General features: G+C 52.6%; 22 protein-coding genes. 7 read left to right on the forward strand and 15 right to left on the reverse strand.

Annotated elements, in window-relative coordinates:
- Positions 1–50 precede the first annotated feature (50 nt).
- Positions 51–1,457 (reverse strand): replicative DNA helicase, encoded by a 1,407-nt coding sequence (gene dnaB, locus PMPD1_RS20310; protein WP_173635754.1) that lies wholly within the window; start codon positions 1,455–1,457, stop codon positions 51–53.
- 100 nt (positions 1,458–1,557) lie between these two features.
- On the opposite strand from dnaB, the gene PMPD1_RS20315 reads away from it, so the two are divergent.
- Positions 1,558–2,541, forward strand: a complete 984-nt coding sequence (locus PMPD1_RS20315; RefSeq protein ID WP_173635755.1) for a quinone oxidoreductase — start codon at positions 1,558–1,560, stop codon at positions 2,539–2,541.
- Between the two features lie 333 nt (positions 2,542–2,874).
- Here PMPD1_RS20315 and dusA read toward each other — a convergent pair whose 3' ends face one another.
- Both dusA and PMPD1_RS20325 read right to left on the reverse strand, forming a co-directional pair.
- Positions 2,875–3,876, reverse strand: a complete 1,002-nt coding sequence (dusA, locus tag PMPD1_RS20320; RefSeq protein WP_173635756.1) for a tRNA dihydrouridine(20/20a) synthase DusA — start codon at positions 3,874–3,876, stop codon at positions 2,875–2,877.
- Positions 3,877–4,025: 149 nt separating this feature from the next.
- On the reverse strand, positions 4,026–5,282 hold the full coding sequence (locus tag PMPD1_RS20325) for a conjugal transfer protein TraF (RefSeq protein ID WP_173635757.1): 1,257 nt from the start codon (positions 5,280–5,282) through the stop codon (positions 4,026–4,028).
- 437 nt (positions 5,283–5,719) lie between these two features.
- On the opposite strand from PMPD1_RS20325, the gene zur reads away from it, so the two are divergent.
- Positions 5,720–6,235 carry a zinc uptake transcriptional repressor Zur gene (gene zur / locus PMPD1_RS20330; RefSeq protein ID WP_173635758.1) on the forward strand — a complete coding sequence of 172 codons (516 nt, stop codon included), beginning with the start codon at positions 5,720–5,722 and terminating at the stop codon, positions 6,233–6,235.
- A gap of 78 nt (positions 6,236–6,313) precedes the next feature.
- Here the strand turns inward: zur and PMPD1_RS20335 are convergent, their stop codons facing one another.
- The 4 genes from PMPD1_RS20335 to PMPD1_RS20350 form a co-directional block, all read right to left on the reverse strand.
- Positions 6,314–6,526, reverse strand: coding sequence for a CsbD family protein (locus PMPD1_RS20335; RefSeq protein WP_173635759.1), 213 nt, complete (start codon positions 6,524–6,526; stop codon positions 6,314–6,316).
- A 241-nt stretch (positions 6,527–6,767) separates the two neighbouring features.
- Entirely contained in the window at positions 6,768–8,090 is a 1,323-nt protein-coding gene (gene dinF, locus PMPD1_RS20340) for an MATE family efflux transporter DinF (RefSeq protein ID WP_173635760.1), read from the reverse strand.
- Between the two features lie 93 nt (positions 8,091–8,183).
- Positions 8,184–8,792 (reverse strand): transcriptional repressor LexA, encoded by a 609-nt coding sequence (gene lexA, locus PMPD1_RS20345; RefSeq protein ID WP_173635761.1) that lies wholly within the window; start codon positions 8,790–8,792, stop codon positions 8,184–8,186.
- 106 nt (positions 8,793–8,898) lie between these two features.
- Entirely contained in the window at positions 8,899–9,270 is a 372-nt protein-coding gene (locus tag PMPD1_RS20350; RefSeq protein WP_173635762.1) for a diacylglycerol kinase, read from the reverse strand.
- Positions 9,271–9,398: 128 nt separating this feature from the next.
- Here PMPD1_RS20350 and plsB point away from each other — a divergent pair, with 128 nt between their 5' ends.
- On the forward strand, positions 9,399–11,822 hold the full coding sequence (gene plsB / locus PMPD1_RS20355) for a glycerol-3-phosphate 1-O-acyltransferase PlsB (protein WP_173636303.1): 2,424 nt from the start codon (positions 9,399–9,401) through the stop codon (positions 11,820–11,822).
- Positions 11,823–12,002: 180 nt separating this feature from the next.
- Positions 12,003–12,440 (forward strand): IS200/IS605 family transposase, encoded by a 438-nt coding sequence (gene tnpA, locus PMPD1_RS20360; RefSeq protein WP_173635763.1) that lies wholly within the window; start codon positions 12,003–12,005, stop codon positions 12,438–12,440.
- A gap of 98 nt (positions 12,441–12,538) precedes the next feature.
- Here tnpA and ubiA read toward each other — a convergent pair whose 3' ends face one another.
- From ubiA to malK, 5 genes are all read right to left on the reverse strand, one after another.
- Positions 12,539–13,405, reverse strand: a complete 867-nt coding sequence (gene ubiA / locus PMPD1_RS20365; RefSeq protein ID WP_435529745.1) for a 4-hydroxybenzoate octaprenyltransferase — start codon at positions 13,403–13,405, stop codon at positions 12,539–12,541.
- 19 nt (positions 13,406–13,424) lie between these two features.
- On the reverse strand, positions 13,425–13,952 hold the full coding sequence (gene ubiC, locus PMPD1_RS20370; protein ID WP_173635765.1) for a chorismate lyase: 528 nt from the start codon (positions 13,950–13,952) through the stop codon (positions 13,425–13,427).
- A 154-nt stretch (positions 13,953–14,106) separates the two neighbouring features.
- Positions 14,107–15,054: a maltose operon protein MalM gene (gene malM / locus PMPD1_RS20375; protein ID WP_173635766.1), complete on the reverse strand. Its 948-nt coding sequence runs from the start codon at positions 15,052–15,054 to the stop codon at positions 14,107–14,109.
- A 99-nt stretch (positions 15,055–15,153) separates the two neighbouring features.
- On the reverse strand, positions 15,154–16,482 hold the full coding sequence (locus PMPD1_RS20380; protein ID WP_173635767.1) for a maltoporin LamB: 1,329 nt from the start codon (positions 16,480–16,482) through the stop codon (positions 15,154–15,156).
- Positions 16,483–16,501: 19 nt separating this feature from the next.
- The gene (gene malK, locus PMPD1_RS20385; RefSeq protein ID WP_173635768.1) at positions 16,502–17,626 is read right to left on the reverse strand and encodes a maltose/maltodextrin ABC transporter ATP-binding protein MalK; all 1,125 of its coding nucleotides are present in this window, start codon (positions 17,624–17,626) and stop codon (positions 16,502–16,504) included.
- 340 nt (positions 17,627–17,966) lie between these two features.
- Here malK and malE point away from each other — a divergent pair, with 340 nt between their 5' ends.
- Genes malE through malG form a run of 3 tightly spaced genes read left to right on the forward strand, consistent with a single transcriptional unit; the run spans position 17,967 to position 21,647 of the window.
- Positions 17,967–19,163, forward strand: coding sequence for a maltose/maltodextrin ABC transporter substrate-binding protein MalE (gene malE / locus PMPD1_RS20390; protein WP_173635769.1), 1,197 nt, complete (start codon positions 17,967–17,969; stop codon positions 19,161–19,163).
- Between the two features lie 44 nt (positions 19,164–19,207).
- Positions 19,208–20,746, forward strand: a complete 1,539-nt coding sequence (malF, locus tag PMPD1_RS20395) for a maltose ABC transporter permease MalF (protein ID WP_173635770.1) — start codon at positions 19,208–19,210, stop codon at positions 20,744–20,746.
- A 10-nt stretch (positions 20,747–20,756) separates the two neighbouring features.
- Positions 20,757–21,647 carry a maltose ABC transporter permease MalG gene (gene malG, locus PMPD1_RS20400; protein ID WP_173635771.1) on the forward strand — a complete coding sequence of 297 codons (891 nt, stop codon included), beginning with the start codon at positions 20,757–20,759 and terminating at the stop codon, positions 21,645–21,647.
- Positions 21,648–21,746: 99 nt separating this feature from the next.
- On the opposite strand, the gene PMPD1_RS20405 is transcribed toward malG, so the two are convergent.
- The 3 genes from PMPD1_RS20405 to PMPD1_RS20415 are packed head-to-tail and all read right to left on the reverse strand — an operon-like array spanning position 21,747 to position 25,227.
- Positions 21,747–23,840 carry a YjbH domain-containing protein gene (locus PMPD1_RS20405; protein WP_173635772.1) on the reverse strand — a complete coding sequence of 698 codons (2,094 nt, stop codon included), beginning with the start codon at positions 23,838–23,840 and terminating at the stop codon, positions 21,747–21,749.
- The gene (locus tag PMPD1_RS20410) at positions 23,840–24,583 is read right to left on the reverse strand and encodes a capsule biosynthesis GfcC family protein (RefSeq protein WP_173635773.1); all 744 of its coding nucleotides are present in this window, start codon (positions 24,581–24,583) and stop codon (positions 23,840–23,842) included. The genes PMPD1_RS20405 and PMPD1_RS20410 overlap by 1 nt, the downstream gene beginning before the upstream one ends.
- Positions 24,580–25,227: a YjbF family lipoprotein gene (locus PMPD1_RS20415; protein WP_173635774.1), complete on the reverse strand. Its 648-nt coding sequence runs from the start codon at positions 25,225–25,227 to the stop codon at positions 24,580–24,582. The genes PMPD1_RS20410 and PMPD1_RS20415 overlap by 4 nt, the downstream gene beginning before the upstream one ends.
- Between the last annotated feature and the right edge of the window lie 32 nt (positions 25,228–25,259).

The following is a 25,259-nucleotide window of genomic DNA, read 5'->3' on the forward strand; positions in this document are numbered from 1 at the left end:
TATCCTGCCGTCATCACGCCAGCAGATTGACCGACGCCTGCTAAAAAAGGTTATTCGTCGTCGTATTGCGGACCGGCGTAATTATCAAAACGCGACCATTGTCCGTTAAAGGTTAGCCGTACCGTACCAATCGGGCCGTTACGCTGCTTACCCAGGATGATTTCAGCGACCCCTTTAAGATCGCTATTTTCGTGATAAACCTCATCGCGATAGATAAACATAATCAGGTCGGCATCCTGCTCAATGGAGCCGGACTCACGCAAATCCGAGTTGACCGGGCGCTTATCGGCGCGTTGCTCCAGCGAGCGGTTAAGCTGCGACAGCGCGACAACCGGCACCTGTAACTCTTTTGCCAACGCCTTCAGCGAGCGCGATATTTCGGCAATTTCCAGAGTTCGGTTATCAGATAACGACGGGACACGCATTAATTGCAGGTAGTCGATCATGATCATGCTCAGCCCGTCGTTTTCACGGTAGATTCGCCGCGCGCGCGAACGAACCTCGGTTGGCGTTAGGCCGGAAGAATCATCGATATACATGTTTTTCTTCTCCAGCAGAATACCCATCGTGCCGGAGATACGCGCCCAGTCTTCATCATCTAACTGGCCGGTACGAATGCGCGTTTGGTCGACGCGTGAGAGTGATGCCAGCATACGCATCATGATCTGTTCGCCGGGCATCTCAAGGCTAAAAATCAGCACCGGCTTGTCATGCAGCATCGCCGCGTTTTCGCACAGGTTCATAGCGAAGGTGGTTTTACCCATTGAGGGACGTGCCGCGACAATGATCAGGTCCGAACGCTGCAAACCGGCGGTTTTTTTATTCAGATCCTGATAACCGGTATCCACCCCGGTCACGCCGTCATGCGGGGTTTGATACAGCGATTCAATACGCGATACCGTCGCCTCAAGGATTTGCTCGATATTTTTTGGCCCTTCGTCTTTATTCGCGCGTTTTTCGGCGATTTTAAACACGTTGGATTCCGCGTAATCAAGCAGATCCTCGCTGCTACGCCCTTGCGGATCGTAACCGGCGTCGGCAATCTCATTGGCGACAGAGATCATCTCTCGAACCACCGCTCGTTCGCGCACAATATCGGCATATGCGCCAATGTTGGCGGCGCTGGGGGTATTTTTCGACAACTCCGCCAGATAAGCGAACCCGCCCGCCATTTCCAGTTCGCCCTTTTGCTCCAGCGATTCAGACAACGTAATCAGATCAATCGGCTTACCGGCTTCCAGCAAATGCTGCATTTCACTGAAAATCAGCCGATGCGGGCGGCTAAAAAAATCCTCCGCCACCACGCGTTCGGAGACATTATCCCAGCGCTCATTGTCCAGCATTAGCCCTCCCAACACCGACTGCTCCGCTTCCAGTGAGTGAGGAGGTAGTTTTAGCCCCTCAACCTGGCGATCGCGGGGTTCGTTCGATTTGTTGGTGGGTTTATTTCCTGCCATAGTGAATGCAATACCGAAAATCAGTTGGGAGACGCGCAAGTATACCCGTTTGGCCCGGGCGCGTCCTCTCATCTCTTCTCTAACAGTAACAGGAGTGACAATGGCAAAGCGTGTGCAGTTTCGCCAGCATGGCGGCCCCGAAGTGTTAGAAGTTGTCGAATTTGAACCGAACGCTCCGGCAGAAAATGAGGTACAGGTTGAAAATAAAGCGATAGGTATCAACTACATTGATACTTATGTCCGCGGTGGGCTGTATCCAGTCGCCACCCTTCCCAGCGGCTTAGGTACGGAAGCTGCTGGCATCGTAAAACAGGTTGGCGCGAACGTGACCGCCGTGAAACCGGGCGATCGCGTGGTTTATGCGCATGGCGCGCTGGGTGCCTACAGCACCTTACATAATGTGCCGGTGGATAAAATCGCGCCTCTCCCGGATGCGATCTCTTTTGAACAAGCGGCTGCTTCTTTCCTGAAAGGGCTTACGGTGCACTATTTATTGCGCCAAACCTATGAAATTCAGCCAGATGAGGTGTTTCTGTTCCATGCCGCCGCAGGCGGCGTAGGCCTGATTGCCTGCCAGTGGGCGAAAGCGCTGGGCGCACACTTGATCGGCACCGTCGGCTCTGACGAAAAAGCGGCGATCGCCAAGAGCCACGGCGCGTGGGCGACGATTAACTATCGCCAGGAAAATATTGCGCAGCGCGTTAGCGAGTTGACCGGCGGCAAAAAAGTACGCGTCGTCTATGACTCGGTGGGGAAAGATACCTGGGAAGCGTCGCTGGACTGTTTACAACGGCGGGGGTTAATGGTCAGCTTTGGGAACTCATCCGGGCCGGTTAACGGGGTGAATTTAGCCATTTTGAACCAGAAAGGCTCACTCTATGTCACTCGTCCATCGCTGCAGGGCTATGTCACCACCCGCGAAGAGCTGGCTCACGCCAGTAATGAACTCTTCTCAATGCTCGCCAGTGGAGCAATTAAAGTGGACGTTCCCCGCCAACAGATCTTCGCGTTAGATGAGGTACAACAAGCGCATAAGACGCTGGAAAGCCGCATCACGCAAGGCTCATGCCTGCTCATTCCGTAACGCTAACTATGCGAAAGGGCTTCCCGTAGGAAGCCCTTTTTCTTTTTTATTTATTGTTCGCGCTGTTGTAGGGTCAGCGGCGGTGAACAGGTTTCGACTCAACGAAAACTATCCTGGCAGAAAACATAAGTAAAAAATATGTTTAAATGCGAAAAACAGCTAAGCAATAGTTGAGAGTGTGATCGATTCCACAAAATCATTTTAATAAAAAAACAACCCTTTGATTTTTAAATTATTTTACTATCGACAACAATAAATTTAAGGCGCTAAAAGCACGTGGATAAACCCATTCCGTTTGGTGCCTCACCTTAAAATTAACACGTTAATAACAAACTATGCTGTTACTGCAGCGGGTAATTTATCTGCGACCAGCGCCAACGCCTGCTCGACGACACGCACATCAGCGCCGGGTTTATGGGCATTTTCACTCAGATGACGTCGCCACTGACGAGCGCCTGGAATCCCCTGGAATAACCCCAGCATATGGCGGGTAATATGGCCCAGGTAAGTTCCGAGTGAGAGTTCCCGTTCAATATACGGATACATCGCCCGTACCACCGAAACCGGATCGCACGTCGGTAAAGCGCTGCCGAACAGTTGGCGATCAACTTGCGTCAAAATGCCGGGGTTTTGATAGGCTTCACGCCCCATCATGACGCCGTCGAGATGCTGCAAATGCTGTTGCGCTTCCGCCAGCGTTTTTACGCCGCCGTTAATCGCCATGGTCAGATGGGGAAAATCACGCTTTAGCTGATAAACCCGCGCGTAATCCAGCGGTGGAATTTCGCGGTTCTCCTTCGGGCTTAGCCCGGAAAGCCACGCTTTGCGCGCGTGAATAATAAAGGTGTCGCACTCGCCCTGCTGTGCGACGGTGCTGATGAAGTCGCACAAAAATTCATAGCTGTCCTGCTCATCAATACCAATGCGGGTTTTTACCGTTACCGGTATTGAGACCACATCGCGCATCGCCTTGATGCAGTCCGCTACCAGCGCGGCCTCACCCATCAGGCAGGCGCCGAAACGCCCGTTTTGTACCCGATCAGACGGGCAGCCAACATTAAGATTGATTTCATCGTAGCCACGCTGCTCCGCCAGTTTGGCACATTGGGCCAGCGCCGCCGGATCGCTACCGCCCAGTTGCAGCGCTACCGGGTGCTCTTCTTCGCTGTAAGCCAGATAGTCGCCTTTGCCATGAATAATTGCGCCGGTTGTGACCATTTCGGTGTATAGCAGCGTGTTGCGAGTGAGTTGCCGATGGAAATAACGGCAGTGGCGATCGGTCCAGTCGAGCATCGGCGCCACCGAAAAACGCTGCGCGGAGAAGTGTTGGGTCATGGAAAAAGTAACTCTGTACGATAAGCAAATGACGATATTGTGAGCGATGATAACACAGAGTGGCGCAGGCCCGCGACCATCCAGAACGCAGAGACAGCACTGGATTTCAGGATGAGACGACGCGGGCCTGCCGCGCCGCGCCACCTTGATTAAAAGTTAAAACCAAGCTGCGCCATTGCGCCCCAGGTTTTGTCATTCCCCACCGAGCCACCGAGATCGAGGTGTACGCGATTACTAAACGGTGAAAAACCTAAACCCGCAGTTACCACATTGGCATCGTTTGACTTCATGTCGGCGCGATAACCGCCGCGCAGTTGCAACCAGTCAAGCACACGATACTCCACGCCAACGCCCGCATATTGGCTATCATCTTGTGATTTAAACCGCTTGGTTTGTGTCGCATCAACATCCAGACTGGTGGTTAAACGTTCGGTATGCCAGGATGCGCCCGCCGTGACCAATGGTCGAATTTGGTAGGTATCGTGAAAACCATTGACCGTTTTGGTATCCAAATCGCGTGAAATCAAGTTTTGCCCGCTCAAACCAAACGTCCAGTTTTCTCCCACATCGGTCGACAGACCGGCATCAATGTTGAAACCGGTCTTACTGTTCCTGAACTGGCTATCGGTTACCGAATTTTTATCGAAGTTATAGACGGCAGCGCGATAGTTATACAGATAAGTTTGCTGCAATTTTGGTGTAACACCCAGCGAGACCGGATGCCCGCCAACGCTGAATTGGTGTGCAACCGCGATACCATAATCGGAAACCAGCGCGGCTACGCCGGTTGCGGTAGAGCGCAGACGGTTTTGGTCGCCGGGTAATGGGATAACCGTCCCATCGGCGACGCCTTGCAGATAATCGATGTCGCTTTGCGCCACATTGGTTCGCAAATGTGCGGTGCCATAGGCTTTGGCGACAAACGCAAAGGGTAGCGTTTGATTGGGGATAGTGACCGTAATTGCCGCCCCGGCGGTACCGTTGGCCTTCGCGCCACGTAGTTCGCGTAGCCGGTGCGCCAAGTCGCCCGAGGCCGAGCGTAACTGTTGGAAATCGCCCGGTGACAGATTGGTCAGATCGACGTTATTAATCGCTCGTCGATAATCATCCACGGTGTCACTAATATCATCGATCTTATCCACCATTTTATCTTTATCAGTAAGTTGCACGCCAACCGACGGCAACACAACGCTGACATCATCATCCGGCTGTGCTTTGGTCAACAACGCCGGGTTAGCCAGCGCCGCAGTACCGTAAGTGGAAGAAGCCACCCCGGTGCCGCCCATAGCGTCATTACGCGCATCAAAGTAATTACCGGCAGCAACAGAACTGAATGAGGTTAGCACCAGCGCGGAACAGAATGCAGGCCCAGTGAGCCTGTGAAAGCGATAAATGTATTTTGCCATTTGCCTGACGCCATCCCAATAATCGAGGTTAAAAGAAAACAGGTTAAAAACCACTGTCTGAATCATGCCTGCACAACAGAACTTTCTTTGCTGTGAATTCACTCAATATCATGTGGCTTATCTATAGATTGGCGTTTTTATAATCTGTTATTGGTTACTAATGATGAGAGATGCGATTGTATTGGCGTTGAAAAAAATTGACTCGCTAAGCCTAAGACAAACCTTAGACGGTTATTTTTAGCGCTGCAAACCGGAAAGATTAGGAATTGTACGATTTTTGCCCACGGCAAAGCGGGAGAGATTCAATAAAAAAAATTTATGCGTGGTTTCCGCCTGTCCTGGCTGACGTAGAATTTGGTTTCAGACCTTGCCCTCAAGTGCAGTGTTTTGCCCGATCTGTGATAACATAACATTTCATCAGCGTCCGGAGAGTTATCATGAGCACCAGCCAACCCGAACAGATCCTGCTGCAGGCCGAAAAGCTGTGCCAGCAACGTAATGTGCGTCTAACGCCGCAACGGCTGGAAGTGCTACGTTTGATGTCCGAGCAGAACGGGGCGATTAGCGCCTATGATTTGCTCGATCTGTTACGCGTTTCTGAGCCGCAGGCCAAACCGCCAACCGTCTATCGCGCGCTGGATTTTTTGTTGGAACAAGGGTTTATACATCGCGTGGAGTCAAACAACAGCTATGTGATGTGCCTCCATTTCGACGAGCCGCAACATACTTCAGCCATGTTGATTTGCGATCGTTGTGGGTCAGTTGATGAGCGTCATGCAGAAGGGGTTGAGAAGATATTGCAAAGTCTGGCGGGACAATCTGGCTTCGCGTTACGCCATAGCGTTATTGAAGCTCACGGGCTGTGTGTTTCCTGCTCCGATGTCGAAGCCTGTCAACATCCGGAGAATTGCCAGCACGATCATAATCTGGCAACCAAAAAGCGCGGGCGATAAGCAGCAGGGTTATGGGCGGCACGTTCCATGTGCCAGGGTAGGAGCCTGCCTCTTCCTGAAGAGCGATAATCCAATTTTTTACCAGCGATAATCGCGATTATTCGCTTCCCAATCGCTTACTTCTTTTTCTGCCTGGTCTTTCGCGTATCCGTAACGTTCCTGAATTTTACCGACGAGCTGATCGCGTTTACCTTCTACCACAGTAAGGTCATCATCGGTCAACTTGCCCCATTTTTCCTTCATTTTACCTTTAAACTGTTTCCAGTTACCGCCGGCTTCATCTCTGTTCATAATCGTTTCCTTTAGCTTTTGGGTGATAACAGCTTTGGCTTGTTCCTGTCAGCAACGCTTCGCTGCAAAATAAAACGCTATTTTCTTGCTGACGATAACTTTAACTATAGTGCAAATTACCAACCCTGCCTTAAAATCCAGTTTTTCCATCCAGAAAAGCAGAGAAAGCGGCAGATAAAATTATAAAATAAGAGAAATATCAGTAGGTAAGAGAAGAGTGTGAGGGCGGTAAGAAAATATGTCAGGCATTAAACCAGGTGCCGTGCTGCCAGTGGCGGCGTAACACCCAGCCGAGGGTCAGGCCTCGTAGCGCAAGAAACACCGCTACTGCGAGCCATAAACCATGGTTACCCAGCCACGGCAACGTCAATAATGATAGCCCATACCCGAGCGCCGCCAGGGCCATGCTGTTACGCATTTCACGCCCGCGCGTAGCGCCAATAAACATCCCATCCAACAGGTAACACCAGACCCCAACCAGCGGCAATACCACCTGCCAGACTAGGTAACGGTCCGCCATTACCCGTAATTCAGGTATTGAGGTGAGTAAGGCGACAATCGCACTGCCAAAACAGGCATATATCACTGCGAACAGGCAAGCGACTACGCCCGCTTGCCGGCAGGCAGCTCGCCACACATTGATTAATTGCTTACCGTTGCGAGCGCCCCATGCCTCACCAGAAAAGGCCTCCACTGCATAAGCAAAACCATCCAATGCGTAGGCGGTAAAAGTCAGAAACATCAGCAACACCGCATTAATCGCCACCACATCACTACTAATACGCGCGCCGAGCACCGTCAGCGAGGCGAAGCAAAGTTGTAGTAATAGTGAACGCAGCATAATGTCGCGGTTGAGGCGCAGCAGCCGACGAAAATCCCCTTTCCATCCTTGCCTTAACTGCCTAAGCGTCACGCCACGCAGGCGTAACACATGAATCACCATCAGCACGCCAACCGCCAGTGTGACATATTCCGCAATCGCGGTAGCCGCCGCCGCGCCCTGCACGCCCCACTTCAACCCGATAACAAACCACAAGTCGAGCAAAATGTTCACCAGGTTACCGACAATCAGCAGAATGACTGGCGCACGCGCGTACTGAACGCCAAGTAGCCACCCGAGGATAACCAGATTTGCCAGCGTTGCCGGTGCGCTTAACCAACGAATAGAGATGAATAAATGTGCTTGTTCCAGTACCGCAGGGCTACCGCCAACAATACCGGTCGCTAACTGGCTGAGAGGATTGCGTAATAAGACGAAGAAAAGACCGGCAACCACGGCAATCAGCAAAGGTTGCATCAGGGCGCGCGCCAGTGCGGTTGTGTTGCCCGCGCCAAACGCCTGGGCGGTTAAACCGGTGGTGCTCATGCGTAAGAACAACAGCAACATGAACAGGAAACTGGTCGTCGTAGTGCCAACCGCGACGCCGCCAAGATAAACCGGGCTGTCGAGATGACCAATCACCGCCGTATCAACCAACCCCAGCAGCGGAACGGTGACATTGGAAAGGATCATTGGCAGCGCCAGCCGCCAGAGCTGTTTATCCGTCGCGGTAAAAAGTTGCATTATCGTTTAGAGGCAATGCTCCCGCGGCAGAAACCGGCGAGGAGAGAGGATCAATGCGTCGGCGGCAAAGACCGACGCGTTATCAGATGGCGGTTACAGCCAGTCGCTATTACGGATCACGCCCACCGCCAAACCTTCAATGGTCAGGTTCTGTTGACGCAAGTCGACCACAATAGGCTCAAACTCATTATTTTCCGGCAGCAACTGTACAATGTTACCCTGTTTTTTTAGGCGTTTAACGGTAACTTCATCATCGATACGCGCCACCACCACCTGGCCGTTGCGCACATCCTGCGTTTTATGCACCGCTAACAAATCGCCGTCAATAATACCGATGTCTTTCATTGACATACCGCTAACGCGCAGTAAAAAATCCGCATTGGGTTTAAATAGCGACGGATCAACCTGAAAGCGGCTTTCAATATGCTCTTGCGCCAGCAGAGGTTCACCGGCGGCGACGCGCCCAATCAGCGGTAGCCCCTCTTCCTCTTCCGCCATTAAGCGAATACCGCGCGAAGCGCCGGAAACAATCTCAATCACGCCCTTACGCGCCAGCGCTTTCAGATGCTCTTCTGCCGCATTCGGGGAACGAAAACCCAGTTGGGAGGCGATTTCAGCACGCGTCGGTGGCATACCGGTTTGATTAATATGGTCACGAATCAGGTCATAAACCTGCTGCTGCCTTGCCGTTAACGCTTTCATCCCGCCCCCTGGTTGTTTATACAGTCGCTGTGAGTATATACAGGTATTTACGGATTGAAAACCTAAACGTGGGTAAAAAACAGCGGTTTGTGCATTTTTGGAAGCCTCATCCCAAATGATGCGGCCACAGCAGCATCACCCATACGAAGACCGCCAACAGAATACTCAGCAAGACCGCCGCCGACCCCATATCTTTCGCGCGCCCCGCCAGCGGGTGAATTTCACTGCCAATCCGGTCTACAACCGCTTCAATTGCACTGTTCAATACTTCAATAATAATCACCAGAAATACCGACCCGATGAGCAAGACGCGGGTAATGGCATCAACATCCAGCCAACATGCCACCACGATCGCCACCAGCGCCGCTATCGATTCCTGCCGAAACGCCGCTTCATTTTGCCACGCGGCTCGTAATCCTTTCCAAGAATAACCTGCCGCTTTTATGATTCGCGTCATGCCGGTTACGTTATTTGCCATAATCAGGGAACCCTTTGGAATGTTTAACGTCAATGTGAAGGTGTCGCACACCGTGCAACACAACAGATATTCGAAGCGCTTTCTGGTATGCTTGCGGCGCTTTGCTAACAAGAGGCTTCATGTTGTCTATGTCAGGTTGGCGTAAAATCTATTATAAGTTGTTGAATTTACCACTTACTTTTCTGGTGAAAAGCAAGGCGATCCCATCACACCCGATCGCCGAATTGGGGCTCGATACGTCGCGCCCTATTATGTATGTATTGCCTTATGATTCAAAGGCCGATCTCCTTGCTTTGCGCATGCAATGCCGCCGTTATGATCTTCCCGATCCGCTGGAACCGCTGGAGATTGACGGGACGCTGCTGCCGCGCCATGTGTTTATCCATGACGGCCCGCGTGTTTTCCCCTATTTCGTGCCTAACTTGCAATCGGTCAAACTGTTCCACGACTATCTGGACCTGCACCGCAGTAACGCTGAGTTAGATGTGCAGATGGTGCCGGTTTCGGTGATGTTCGGTCGCGCGCCGGGTCGTGAAATCCAGGGCGAATCGGCACCCCATTTGCGAGTTTTGAATGGCGTACAGAAATTCTTCGCCGTGCTGTGGCTGGGGCGCGATAGCTTTGTACGCTTCTCGCCAACGGTTTCGCTACGCCGTATGGCGACCGAGCACGGCACAGATAAAACCATTGCGCAAAAACTGGCGCGCGTGGCGCGGATGCATTTTGCCCGCCAACGCCTGGCGGCAGTTGGTCCAAGCTTACCGGCGCGTCAGGATTTGTTTAACCGCCTGTTGCAGTCCAAAGCTATCGCGAAAGCGGTAGAAGACGAAGCGCGTAGCAAAAAAATCTCGCACGAGAAAGCACAACAAAACGCCATTGAACTCATGGAAGAGATTGCCGCTGATTTCTCCTACGAGGCCATTCGTCTGACCGATCGCGTGATGGGTTGGACATGGAGCAAGCTCTATCAGGGGATTAATGTCAGCGGCGGTGAGCGCGTTCGTCAACTCGCGCAGGACGGGCACGAAATTGTCTATGTTCCCTGCCATCGCAGCCATATGGATTACTTACTGCTCTCCTACGTGCTTTATCATCAAGGGCTGGTCCCACCGCATATTGCCGCAGGAATTAACCTGAACTTCTGGCCTGCCGGGCCGATTTTCCGCCGTCTGGGCGCCTTCTTTATCCGCCGAACCTTCAAAGGGAATAAACTCTACTCGACCGTGTTTCGTGAGTATCTCGGCGAACTGTTTACCCGCGGCTACTCGGTGGAATATTTCGTTGAAGGCGGTCGTTCACGTACCGGTCGCTTGCTTGATCCGAAGACCGGCACGCTTTCGATGACTATCCAGGCGATGCTGCGCGGCGGTAATCGCCCCATCACATTAGTGCCGATTTATATTGGTTACGAGCATGTAATTGAGGTTGGCACCTACGCGAAAGAGTTGCGCGGCGCGGCGAAGGAGAAAGAAGGGTTCCTGCAAATGGTGCGCGGCCTGCGTAAACTACGCAACCTCGGGCAGGGCTACGTTAACTTTGGCGAACCGTTACCGCTGATCAATTATCTGAACCAACGGGTGCCGGAGTGGCGCGAGGCTATCGATCCGATTGAGGCACAACGCCCGAACTGGTTAACCCCGGCGGTCAATGATATTGCCCAAAAGGTGATGGTACGGATCAATAATGCCGGTGCCGCGAATGCCATGAACCTGTGCGTGACCGCGTTATTAGCTTCGCGCCAGCGTTCGCTCACGCGCGAGCAGTTAATTGAACAGTTGGATTGCTACCTGCAATTACTGCGTAATGTCCCCTACTCGCCGGAATCCACCGTACCGGATGTTACGCCGGAAGCCCTGTTAAACCACGCGTTGGGAATGAATAAGTTCGAAACCGAGCAGGACAGTATCGGTGAAATTATTGTACTGCCGCGTGAGCAAGCGGTGCTGATGACGTATTACCGTAACAATGTGCATCATATGTTGGTGATCCCGTCGCTTATTGCCGCCATCGTGCAACAACATCGGGAAATTTCACATGCCGAATTGCTGCATCAGGTCACCACGCTTTACCCAATGTTGAAAAGCGAGTTGTTCCTCCGCTGGCGCAAAGAGGAGTTAGCGCAAGTGCTGAGCGATCTCACCGCCGAACTAGCACGCCAGGGGCTGGTAGTCAGCGATGAAAACTCGCTGCGTATTAATCCGCCACGCCTACGCTCCTTGCAACTGTTGGCGGCTGGCGTGCGTGAAACATTACAGCGCTACACCATTACCTTCTCCATTTTGAGCGCGAATCCAACCATTAACCGCGGTTCGCTGGAGAAAGAGAGCCGAACCATGGCACAACGCCTGTCGGTGTTGCACGGTATTAATGCGCCGGAGTTTTTCGATAAGGCGGTATTCGCATCGCTGGTTCTAACATTACGCGATGAAGGCTATATCAGTGATACCGGCGACGCGCAGTTAGACGAGACATTACGCGTGTATCATCTGCTGGCCGATTTGATTACCCATGATGTGCGGTTGACCATTGAGAGCGCTGCGGCGCACGAATAGCCGCCGTCGTTGATAATGGTGATAAAAAGGGCGAATGATGAACATTCGCCCTTTTTTATTTCCAACTTAAAACCACGTCCTATGGACGTGGTTATCGCCTCGGTTCTGGCTCTGCCTGTAAAAACCGGCCCATGTCAAACTCCTCATCTGTTGTCCCCACAACTGATAAGGAAATTCAACATGAGCAGGTTTCAAAAAGCTTCCCACGTGCTGTGGCATTGTCAATACCATATAGTCTGGACGCCAAAGTGTCGCTTCAGGATATTAAAAGGAAATGTTGGTAAAGAGGTTTATCGGCAAATCTGGATTTTAAGCGAACAGCTTAAAATCCAGATAGTTGAGTTAAATGTGCAGTTAGATCATGTGCATCTGCTGGTAAATATTCCACCGAAGTTATCAGTATCAGAAGTAATGGGCCATCTGAAAGGCAGAACAGCAATCAGGTTGTTCAACAAGTTCCCCTACCTGCGCAAGCACAAGTTATGGGGCAATCACTTTTGGGCCAAAGGATACTGCGTGGATACAGTGGGCGTGAATGCTGAAATGATCCGTAAATATGTAAAATATCAAGAGAAGCATGAAGTTGAAGATAAACAACTGTCGCTTCATGAGGTGTGAAGAGAGGGCTCTAAGAGTCCGAACTTAGTACGCCCCTATGGGGCGAAAAACAAAGCCGCCTTCTATGAAGGCGGATTTTTACTTCCCGCGCCCTCGCATCAAACCAGGCGGGTAAACGGTGAGGTGTTTAACAATACGCCGATAAAAATCACTAAACCGACGTAATTATTATTCAAAAACGCCTGGAAACAGCGTGCCCGATCCCGCCTGGCAATCAGCTTCTGCTGGTGAAAAAACAGCGTCGCCGCCAACAATAACGCCCAATAAAATGCGCCATTCAGATGCATCAAAATACCGACGATGGTCAACATCGCCAGCGCAGCCATTTGCAATAGGCCGATAATCAGCTTATCAAAACGACCAAACAGAATGGCCGTCGATTTGACGCCAATCCTTAAATCATCATCACGGTCAACCATCGCATATTCGGTATCGTAGGCCACTGTCCAACACATGTAGGCGGCAAATACTAACCAACAGGTTAGCGGTAACGCTTCACTTACCGCCGCCCAGGCCATCGGGATCGACCAGCCAAACGCCGCGCCTAATACCACCTGCGGCAGGTTGGTATAACGTTTCATAAAGGGATAGATAAACGCCAAGGCCAGCCCGGCAAACGAGAGCCAAATGGTCATCGCATTCATGGTTAACACCAGCGCAAATGAGATCAGAACCAGGATAACGAACAACCCTTTCGCTTCTTTCTCGCTCACCATTCCGCTAGGTAACGGACGCCCACGCGTACGTTTTACGTGCCCGTCGATCTTACGGTCAGCAAAATCATTCACTACGCAGCCCGCCGCGCGCATAAAGAACACGCCAAGTACGAAGACTAATAGCACGCCCAGCGGCGGCACCGCCATCCCGGAAAGCCATAGCGACCACAGCGTAGGCCACAGCAATAACAACGAACCAATCGGCTTATCAATGCGCATCAGGCGGCTATACGCCTGAAATTTACTCACTTGCAAACTTGTTTCCACGTCAATCCATCCCTTCTGGCGAATGGCTAAGGTATAACGGCGCCGCAGGCAAAAAAAGTTCGGTCAACAGCAATGGCTTGCCCGACAGACGCAAACGCGAACGCCGCGCCCAGAGTGATGACACCGTGCCGGGCTCGATAAAATCCCGTGTCAGTGTGGAGGTTGAAAACAGATAACGCCCGAGCGGACGCGTACCTAGCTCACGCAGCATGGTTTCCGGCCCGTTCAGCGTCGATTCCGGCACCAGAGTTCTACCCGCCAGCCAAGGCACGCCATCGCCAAACAAGATGACTTCACGCAACCAGTAACGCGTTTCAGTTGGCAGAAATTGAAGGTCATCACCCACTTCTTCAGCAGAAATAAAGCCTTCCCGAATGGGCTCAACGGTCACTTTCCCGCAGTGGCGCTCAAATCGCCTGGTCATCGAATCCTCCTCCATTAACCAACCCAGCAACGCTGGCGATAAAGAGGGGGATGAAGTAGGCAGCCATTCAATTGCTCGTAGCAGGCTAAGCGCGTTATTCGGCATACGGCATCTCCGATAGAAAATCAGGAGCCATAGTGTAGCGCAGTGCATCGCACAGAACACGCAGTGCGGCGGAAAATCCGCATCGGCGAAAGTAAAAAGGGTGCGTCAAATGACGCACCAATCATCCAGCAAGATCAGCAATATGGGGATGAAATCATCCCTTGCCTTTCACACTACTGATAAATGTCGCGCGAGCCGAGGTTGAACCTAAACGTTCAGCTTCATTCATCAGCTTCAGCGCTTTATCAATATCACCGGCTTTAACGGCCTTTTTAATACCATTATTAAAGTAGTTTTCCGTGTCGTTCAGTACCGGCTCGGCTTTTGCCGCCGGGGCAGAAGTGGCAGGCGCTGCCATTGGCGCGGCGGCCGGCGCCGAAGGTGCGGTATTGGCAGCGGCGGCGGTGCTACCGATCACTACCGGTTTAGGGTCTGAGGCGCCAAACAATTTACCGATCATGATGTTGCCGCTGTTCTGTTCGGTTTTAACCTTCAGTGTTAACGTGCCTTGGGTGGTATGTTGTGCAATCGGATCGGCGACGTCAGGAATCGCGTTACTGGCACCTTCCGCATACAACTTGGCGGGGTTAATCACCGTGGTGGTTTCCGCTAAATCACGCGTGGTGGTGTAAACCAGTAAATAGATCTGTCGCTGCCCCAATACTGGCGTCAGCTTCATGGTGTTTTCCAACCGGTTACCCGACATTACGCCCGGCTTTTCATACGGGAAATAGCTGCTCGGGAAAAAGGCGGCGGGCTGCATTTGCTCATCCAGCACCAACACGTTAGGCGCATACACATGCAAATCTTTGATAATGCTCGACAGGGTAATTTCTAGCGATCCCTGATCGGCAGGCAGGGCGATAGCCGCTACGCCGCCGGTGATATTCCCTAAATTAATCCCCACCGAGGAGGCATTCAGAACAATGTCCTGGCTGACCGGCGGCGTGAGGGCCATCCACGGCAGGTTTTGTAACTTATCCTGTGGGATGGTTGGCGCGGTAGCGACATTCTGTGGGTTAACCGTCGCGGCGTAGGCGCCGGGCAGCAGCGAAAGGCTGAGTACCGGGAACAGGCACAGCGCCAGAAGATGTTTTTTCATTTTTTTATCCTCAGGGTCAAGCCCCGTATCCTTCAGGCAAAGAGGATACGGGCTAATTATGATGCTGGCGGACGCTAAGCGTCCGCACAGACTGCTGGTTTACCACCAGGCTTCCATCTGAATACCGAAGGAAACTTCGTCGTCATTACCACGGCTAAAGGTGTGGGTCGCGTTATCGCTATACGCCAGACCAGCCGTCGTACCGGCGATATCGAAGTTACGATCGCCTTCCTGAGAAGAGGCGTAGCCCCATTTCTCATCCCATTTGGCATAGGTTGCGAACAGACGAATGGCCGGACGTGACCAAATGCTGTTACCGGCTTGCCATTGCTGCGCCAGGGTAATTTTGTATTGGTTGTTGGTATCATCGGTACGCTGTGACTTCACGTTGTCATAACCGGCTTCCAACAAGGTGCTCATGGTTTCCGTCCATTTGTACATTGGACGCACGCCCACCGTGTACCAGGTGGTACCGTTGTTATTGTCGCGATCAACGTCCTGATACATACCAACGTACATCAGGCTCCAGGTATCGTTAAAGTCGATGGCGCCGTGGTCGATCACACGAATCATATGGCCGTCACGGTTTTCAGCCGTGTTCGGACGTCCGCTGGTTTCCGTCATTGCATCGGTCGCGTACTGCACCACAAATTTGTTCAGACTAGTGCCGTAGAAGGTCTGGGTGTGTTCTAACGTCGCCATCCAGCCATCTTTGGTATTATCATCCGAGGAGGCCCTGAAACCGTCGGTTTCGTTGGCGCGACCATAGTCAAAGCCCAGTTCCAGCGAACCGCCCGGGTTAACTTGCATCTGCGCTAAACGCACGTCGAAAATATCGTTGGAAAGCGGCTTGGTGTCACGGGGATCAAGTCGTCTATCAATAAAGCCTTCTGAACCGCCGGCTTCGCTGTTACGCGTTGCCGCCAGAGACAGTTTACCGAAGCCAAGATCAACGTTTTCCAGACCGCCGCCAGGACCAGAAACGTCCCAGTAGTAGAAGTCGATCATGTGTACATCGTGACGCTGGTAGTAACGCTTACCGGCCCAAATATTGGCGCCCGGTAATGCGTCGATCAGGTTTTTACCCACCACGTTCATCTGACGTACGCTAGGGCTGGTGGATTCGTCATCGTTAAGCTGACTTACCGCATAACCGATCATGGTATCAACGTAGAAGCTTTTATCGCCCTCTTTCCACGCTTCCTGCCCTAATTCCACTTCAGCGTAAGTTTCACATTCGTTACCCAGACGATATTTTGAATCGGCGCCAGTCGCCTTAAAGCATTGCTGTTCACCGCCGCTCCCGGTCCAGCCAATACCGGAACGTGCGTAGCCTTTAAAATCAACCGCACCGGCTTGCGAAGCCATCAGCGTCGCCGCTGTCGCCACCGCCACGGCCAGAGGATATTTACGCAGCATTATCATCATTGTTCTCCTGTTATCATTGCTATTGCTGTCGTGCTTCAACGCCCGGCTCTTGATGCAGCCGGCGACAGGCGCGACCATCTTCACGGAAGAGATGGCAACGTTGAGGCGGCAGGCCGATGGCGTAATGGGCACTTTCTTCTACCAACACCACGTCGTTCTGGCGGAACACCAGGTTTTGACGCAGCGCGGGGATTTGAATATGGATTTGCGTTTCGTGACCAAGCTGCTCAACCACTTGAACCACGCCGGAAAGCGTGACGTCAGCAACATCGCTGGGCAGCAGATGCTCAGGGCGAATACCGAGCGACATATTGGCGCCGACCTGCACATCGGTGCTGTCAACCGGCAGCCAAATTTGCTGTTGGTTCGGTAGCTCAACCTGGACCTGATCAATGGCGGTACCGGTGACCTTAACCGGCAGGAAATTCATTTTCGGCGAGCCGATAAACCCGGCGACAAAGCGGTTGGCGGGATAGTGGTACAGCTCCAACGGCGCGCCAATCTGCGCGATATGTCCCTTCTCCAGCACCACAATCTTGTCGGCCAGCGTCATCGCTTCGACCTGATCATGGGTGACGTAAATCATGGTGCGTTGTAAGCGCTTGTGCAGACGCGAGATTTCAATACGCATCTGCACACGCAGTGCCGCATCGAGATTAGAAAGTGGTTCGTCTAGCAAGAATACTTGCGGCTCCGCCACCAGTGTGCGGCCAATTGCCACGCGCTGACGCTGCCCGCCGGACAACGCTTTCGGCTGCCGATCAAGCAGGTGCGCCAGTTGCAGGATTTCCGCTACTTGGTTGACGCGTTGCTGGATCTCCGCTTTTGCGGTGCCCGCCAGCTTGAGGCCGAAAGACATATTTTCCGCCACCGAGAGGTGGGGATACAGCGCATAGGACTGGAACACCATGCCGACGCCACGCTCGGCGGGCGGCACTTCATTCATGCGGCGATTATCAATCAGTAGCTCGCCAGAGGTGATCTCTTCCAGACCGGCGATCATGCGTAATAGGGTTGATTTGCCGCAGCCCGACGGGCCGACAAACACCACAAACTCACCGTCAGCGATAGCAAGATTGATATCTTCTGATACCACAACGTCACCCCAGGCTTTGGTGACATTCTTCAGCACAACGCTTGCCATTCGCCTCTCCCGATCGCTCACAACCATTTGAATGGCTGCGAGTGTGCAAGAAGTCTGACGGCGGCGACTCCTCCGCCTTGCGCTTTTTTATGGGGGAGGAGAAAGGAGGATGAAGAGGATGGTTGCCGGGTGAATCCTGAATTCTTCGGCAGATTTTCGTGATCGAATTGGCAAAAAAGCGGGGCTTTTTTTGCGGGGCACTACACAGAAATGGAGGAAATAGCTAGAGCGATCACACTTCGTTAATCGGGGGCGTAGACGTGGGGATGATGAGTCAGCAATCGCTTATCCGCAGACTGCGTGCGTAACAGTCGACCGCTCATGATTAGAGGTAAGAGACATGTCAAAGTTCAAACTGAATGCCAAAACGTTGCTGTTGTGTACGCTCACTACCGCGCTGTTACCGGGTGCTGCGTTAGCAAAAATCGAAGAAGGTAAGCTGGTTATCTGGATTAACGGAGACAAGGGCTACAACGGGCTGGCGGAAGTCGGCAAGAAGTTTGAGCAAGATACCGGCATCAAAGTCACGGTCGAACATCCCGATAAGTTGGAAGAGAAATACCCACAGGTCGCCGCAACCGGCGATGGCCCGGATATTATTTTTTGGGCGCACGATCGCTTCGGCGGCTATGCGCAATCCGGCCTGCTGGCCGAAATTTCGCCCGACAAAGCGTTACAGGATAAGATCTACCCCTTTACCTGGGACGCGGTACGCTATAACGGTAAGCTGATTGGCTACCCCATCGCGGTAGAGTCGCTGGCGCTGATCTACAACAAAGACCTGCTGCCAACCCCGCCGAAGACCTGGGAAGAGATTCCGGCGCTTGATAAGCAACTGCGCGCCAAAGGGAAAAGCGCGCTGATGTTTAACCTGCAAGAACCCTACTTCACTTGGCCAATTACCGCCGCCAATGGTGGTTACGCGTTTAAGAAAGAAGCCAATGGCAGTTATAACCTGAAAGACGTTGGCGTGGCGAATAAGGGCTCACAGGAAGGTCTGCAATTCCTCGTCGATCTGATTAAAAACAAGCACCTCAATGCCGATACCGATTATGCGATTGCCGAGGCCGCTTTTAATAAAGGCGAAACGGCGATGACCATCAACGGCCCGTGGGCATGGGGTAATATCGATAGCGCCAAAATCCATTATGGCGTCACGCTGCTGCCAACCTTTAAAGGACAACCGTCTAAACCTTTTGTTGGGGTGCTGAGCGCCGGGATTAATGCCGCCAGCCCAAATAAAGAGTTGGCGAAAGAGTTTCTGGAAAACTATTTGCTGACCGATGACGGTCTGGCAAAAGTTAACGCCGATAAACCGCTGGGCGCCGTTGCGCTGAAATCCTACCAAGAGAAGCTGGCGAAAGATCCGAAGATCGCCGCCACCATGAATAACGCGCAAAAAGGGGAAATCATGCCAAACGTCGCGCAAATGGCGGCCTTCTGGTATGCAGAGCGTAGCGCGATACAGAATGCATTGAGCGGGCGTCAAACCGTACCGGCGGCGTTGAAAGACGCGCAAACCCGGATCACTAAATAGGCCAATCAGGCCACGGTTAGGCGAACAGGCACAAGGAATTTACCATGGCAAAACCCGCATCGCGGTGGCATAACGCCCTGAAGTGGCTGATGATTGCTTTGTGTACCCTCTTCACCGCCTGGTTGGTGATGTTGATGTACGCCCAGGGAGAGTATCTGTTCGCCATCGTCACGCTGGTGCTGCTTGGCACTGGTCTGGCGATTTTTTCCCGCCACCGCACTTCCGCCTGGCGTTATGTGTATCCGGGCTTGGCCGGGATGGGGCTGTTTGTTCTCTTCCCGCTGGTCTGTACCATCGCCATCGCCTTTACCAATTACAGCAGCACTAACCAGTTGACGTTCGAGCGCGCGCAACAGGTGTTATTGCAAAGCCAATACCAATCGGGAGAGGGTTATACCTTTAGCCTGTATCCACGAGGAAACGCATGGGTGTTGGCGCTGGCGGGAGACAACAGCACGCAATTTGTCTCAGCGCCGTTTACGTTTAACCCAAACGCGCAGCAAACCCTCACGCTCAGCGCCTCAGCTACGCCACCCTCCGGAGAAAAGGCGCTATTGCGTGTCATCACCCAGAATCGCCAGGCGCTGGGGCAACTGACCGCTGTCTTACCGAACGGTTCGCAGGTTCGCATGAGTTCGTTACGTCAGTTTTCCGGTACGCAACCGTTGTATGCGCTTGGCGCTGACCAGCGTTTGACCGATAAGCAAAGCGGCAAGGTGTGGTACCCCAATAATGCCAGCGGTTTTTATCAAACCAAAACCGCAGATGGCCAGTGGAGTAACGAAAAGTTAAGCCCCGGGTATACCGTCACCATTGGCTGGAAAAATTTCCTGCGCGTCTTCACCGATCAAGGGATTCAAAAACCCTTTATTGCGATCTTTTTCTGGACCATCGCCTTCTCCGCGCTAACCGTGGTGTTAACCGTCGCGGTTGGTATGGTACTGGCCTGCCTCATGCAGTGGGAGGCGTTGAAAGGACGTGCGGTTTACCGCCTGCTGCTGATCCTGCCATATGCGGTACCCGCGTTTATCTCGATACTGATTTTCAAAGGGCTTTTTAACCAAAGCTTTGGGGAAATCAATATCATGCTGGCTAGCCTGTTTGGAGTGAAACCGGCGTGGTTTAGCGACCCTTTAATGACGCGCAGCATGCTGATTATTGTCAATACCTGGCTGGGCTACCCTTATATGATGATTCTATGCATGGGGATGTTAAAAGCCATTCCGGAGGATCTGTATGAGGCCTCGGCGCTGGACGGCGCCACGCCACGCCAAAACTTCTTTCGCATTACCTTGCCGTTGTTAATCAAACCGCTAACGCCGCTGATGATCGCCAGTTTTGCGTTTAACTTTAATAACTTCGTGCTCATCCAGTTGTTAACTAACGGCGGGCCGGATCGCCTCGGCACCACCACACCGGCGGGCTATACCGACTTACTGGTGAGTTACACGTGGCGCATCGCCTTTGAAGGCGGCGGCGGGCAGGATTTCGGCCTCGCGGCGGCCATCGCCACACTGATTTTCCTATTGGTTGGCGCGTTAGCGATCCTGAACCTAAAAGCCACACGAATGAAGATTGAGTGAGGGAAAAAGCATGGCTATCGTTCAACCTAAATCCCAAAAGCTGCGTTTATTCCTCACCCATTTGTTATTACTCGGCTTTATTGTCCTGATTATGTACCCGTTACTGATGGTGGTCGCCATCTCCCTGCGCCCGGGTAACTACGCCATTGGCAGCCTGCTCCCGGACCAGATTTCCTGGGATCACTGGAAACTGGCGCTCGGCTTTTCGGTTACGCATGACAACGGTAGCGTCACACCACCACCTTTTCCGGTGCTGTTGTGGCTATGGAATTCAGTGAAAGTGGCGGCAATTACCGCCGTCGGGATAGTGGCGCTTTCCACCACCTGTGCCTATGCTTTTGCACGATTACGTTTTCGCGGTAAAGCCAGCTTGCTGAAAGCCATGCTGATTTTCCAAATGTTTCCGGCGGTGCTTTCACTGGTGGCGCTGTATGCGTTGTTTGATCGGCTCGGGCAATATCTGCCCTTTATCGGTTTGAATACCCATGCGGGCCTGGTGTTTGCGTATTTAGGCGGGATTGCGTTGCATGTCTGGACGATTAAGGGCTATTTCGAAACCATCGACTCCTCGCTGGAGGAGGCCGCTGCGCTGGATGGCGCGACACCGTGGCAGGCATTTCGCTTAATTCTGCTGCCGCTGTCAGTGCCTATTCTGGCGGTGGTGTTCATTTTGTCATTTATTGCGGCGGTAACGGAAGTCCCGGTCGCTTCGTTGTTATTACGTGATGTAAACAGTTATACGCTGGCGGTCGGCATGCAGCAGTACCTCAATCCGCAGAACTATCTGTGGGGTGATTTCGCCGCTGCGGCTGTGCTCTCCGCGTTACCGATTACGTTAGTGTTCCTGCTTGCGCAACGCTGGCTAGTTAATGGCCTGACTGCCGGAGGGGTAAAAGGTTAAGTTTCATTGTTGTTGTTGTTTGCCACTGCTTGTTGTTTATTGCCACTGCGAGATAGACCTGTGTTCATTAGGCGGCCATTCGGCCGCCCTTTTTTTCTCTTAGCGGTAATGAATATCGCGATCGGTAGTCATGTCATACAACTGATACTTCCGACCCAACATCTGCCCGCCATCGCGGGTGAGCGGCGTCCAGTTGATCTGAGCGCGGCCCCGTACCGGCGATACGCTAAACAGATCCAACGGAATGGAAACGTAGAAGCCCTTAGTGAACGAGCCTTCACCATAATCCGCTGCGGAAACGTTGGTTAAGGTAGCGTAGGCGCCAACGGTGATCCCGCTATTAAAGCGTTTCGAAATATCCAGCGTTCCGCCCTTATCTTTCGCCAGATATTGGCCGACGCTCATTTTTACCAATACATCATCGGCAAACCACGGTTGCCAGTAGGCGGTCAGGTTACCGGTTGGCGCTTTGTAATCGGTAAACTTCATCATATTGTCCCAATCACGCTGCTTCACATAGTTTGCATCGAGACCGAATGCCCAGGCAGAATCGACCGGACGATAAAGGATTTCCGCCCCCACGCCGCCATACATGGTTTCCAGATAACCACCGTAAACCTGTCCGTAGAAGTTATTGCCTAAATACTGGAAATAGTTGGCTTGTAAGTTGTTAACATAAAAGTCGTTTTGAACGTACTCTCGGATGTGGGTACGTACACGCGGCAGCGTAGAACCGCTGTTACCAGCTTCAAACTTAAATTTATTGTAGTTGTTCGCCACATTACCAAACAGGCCGCCAGCGACCACCAGATGATCGGTCAGCCAGTAATCGGCGGTACCCAATACGCCAATCTGATACAGGTAGAAATCATCCGGGCCGCCGAGAGATTGGTTTAATACCGGCGCCAGATTGTAATTCAGGCGGCCTTTTTCAATGTAATAACCCTGTTCGGTTTTACCCGGATCGACCGGGTTAACCCGTTGCTGATCCAGCGGTTGCTCATGCCCAAGTGGGTAACCTTCCAGCTGCTGACGCAGACTATCGACACGGGTTTCTGTGGTGACTTGCGGCAGATTGTTACGCGTCTGCGTCACGCGCAGCGTATCAATATTTTCCGGCAGATCATTCATCAGAATCACATTGGCGCGATCTACCCCTTCCTGGGTGTTGTTATATTTGTACTGCTCGCCGGTAACATACATCGTGTTACCTTTCACCTGTAGGTTCGGCGCATCAAACCCGGCATTGTATTTCAGATCGGTCAACTGCTTCGCCGCCACGGTATGCTGCAAAATCGGCGACTGTGGCTGTGGGTTATACTCAGGTTTCGGGCTATCCCGATGCTCAGTATGCAGATCGTTAAAGTTGGTACGCAATGTCACACCAAACATAAAGGTGTTGCCGCGCTCGTAGCTGGCGTTAATATCCGCCCAATCGGTCAGGCGATAAATCGCCCCAACGTTCACTTTGCTACTCTGCTCCAACCTACCGGCAAAATCGTCCTCGTAATCATTCCCTTCATATTCCAGCTTCAGGCGCAGCGGCTGCCAGGGCGTTTGATACTCAATACCGCCAAACAGCGCGGCAGGCCCGCGGAAAAACTGGTTGCCATTGACCGAACCAGAGCGGCGCACGCCGTTCGGACGGCTACAGAATTTATCATCGGCTTCACAGAATGGGTTCTTAATATTGCCGCTGTTACCGAGATAGCCCCATCCCATGCCAAGCGTGAAGTCAAACGGCCCCCAGGCTTTACTCGCCACCAGATATTCACTGTCAAATAGGCCGGACCCGCCAATATCGCGAGAGCCTACCGCCACTTGCGGTAACCAATAGCCCTCTTCCCACAGACGTAATTTGACGTCGAACGCTTTATCTTTAAAGGTCTGATCGCCACTGAAGCTCTCTACGCTACTAAATTGACGCGTACGCACATCGGTATAGCGAATGGTGGCTTCCAGCCAGGGAAACAGCGTGGTTGACGCGGAGTAAAAACGATATTGATCGTTATCTCGATAGTTCAGGTTGAACTCCCCCGCCCGGGCAAAGCGTGCGGTGGGCACCTGCATCAAGCCAACGCCACCAAAATCCGATTGTGATGGCCCGATCGGATCGGGATACGTTGCTGCCTGTGCCTGACAAGCGTAGGCAACGGAGAGAGATAACAGGCTGAGCAGATAGCGTTTTTTCATCAGTCAGGGATCCGGTGTGTCAAAACAGAAATAATGTGTTGATTGAGGTCTTGGTATTCGCCCGGCAGCGCCCAGGAGGAGAAACCCACATAAATAATGCTGCCCGGCTCCGCTTCAACGTGACGGTGGTTCCAGTACGCTATCGGTGCCTCTTTCACTTCGCCATTCGGGGCAATCACCACCGCAATACTGCGCTCTGCGCCCGTCAGCCGGTCATGCCCTTCAAGATAGTCGCGAATATCACGCCCCGGTTGCCATGGCGTTTTGCCCGGATTACCGATCGCTCCGACCAATGTAACGCTGTCAGGTTGCTGCAACGTGTAGACGCTGTACTCCCCCTCCAGACGACGATTCGCCTCCGGACGGAGCCGTATCCAGTCGGGATCGAGAGAGGTGAATTGACGCCCCGTCACCTTTATCGCCGACAATTGCGTGATGACTTGGTTAATCGCCGAGGCTTGGTCGCCCTCTTCGGTCGCGGCCCACGCTCTCAAACGCGCCAGCGTTTGCTGATAGTGTTGTTGCGCGACGACGGTCGCCATTTTTTCCGCAATGACCGTTCCCGGCCACCAAGAGCGATTGGTCAACGCGGGGCTGGCTAACAGTTGCGCGAGATTTTGCGCATGGCTCACCTGCGCGGTTTCGCTGGTTCCCGGGTAGTACACCGTCACCTGGCTATCCGCGCAGGCATTAAACGACAAACCAAGCGCCGCCCCGAGCAATAAGTGGGTTATTTTTTTCATGATTTCGCGGGTTTCAGGATAGTGATATCAAGAGGCAGCGTATCCGCGCCCAACATTTGTCGGCTTTGACGAACCTGACCGGTGAGCGCATCAACCCAGAAGGTGTTTTCCCAAGAGGTGCCGGTCGCATCAATATTGACCTCCTCGTGATAAACACGGCAGGCTACTTTAGTACCGGCAAGTTCTAACACCGCATCTTTATCGCGAGTAAAGGTCGACACGGCAGTGCCCGAACGCAACTGGCCATTTTCCGTCCAGCTCAGCGTGCGCGTCCAGCGTGCGCCATCCTGTATATGCAGGGCATCCGCCAGCGGATCCTGCGACAGGTTATTGACCTGTAACAAGTTATCTTTCAGACCCAGCGTTTTCACCAGGCGACCACGTTGTGTCACCAGCATCACTTTGTCGCGGGTTACCCACTTCTGCTGGTCATTCTCGTCATAGCCTAAGACGACGAAAATACGCTGGCCGTTATCAATACGCAGATACATGCTGGCATAGGGCAGGCTCTGGATTTGTTCGTTGGTCAGCGTGACGTCATCCGTCCCCATGACCGCTAACTTGATGCTTTCGCCAAGGCCCAGTTGTGAAGGAGAACACGCTTGTAGTAGCAAGCACAGAAGCAGCAATGGTATGTGGCGCACCGATATATCCCTGTGTAAATTCTGCCAGATCA

This window comes from Paramixta manurensis (genome assembly GCF_013285385.1).
Lineage (GTDB): Bacteria > Pseudomonadota > Gammaproteobacteria > Enterobacterales > Enterobacteriaceae > Paramixta > Paramixta manurensis.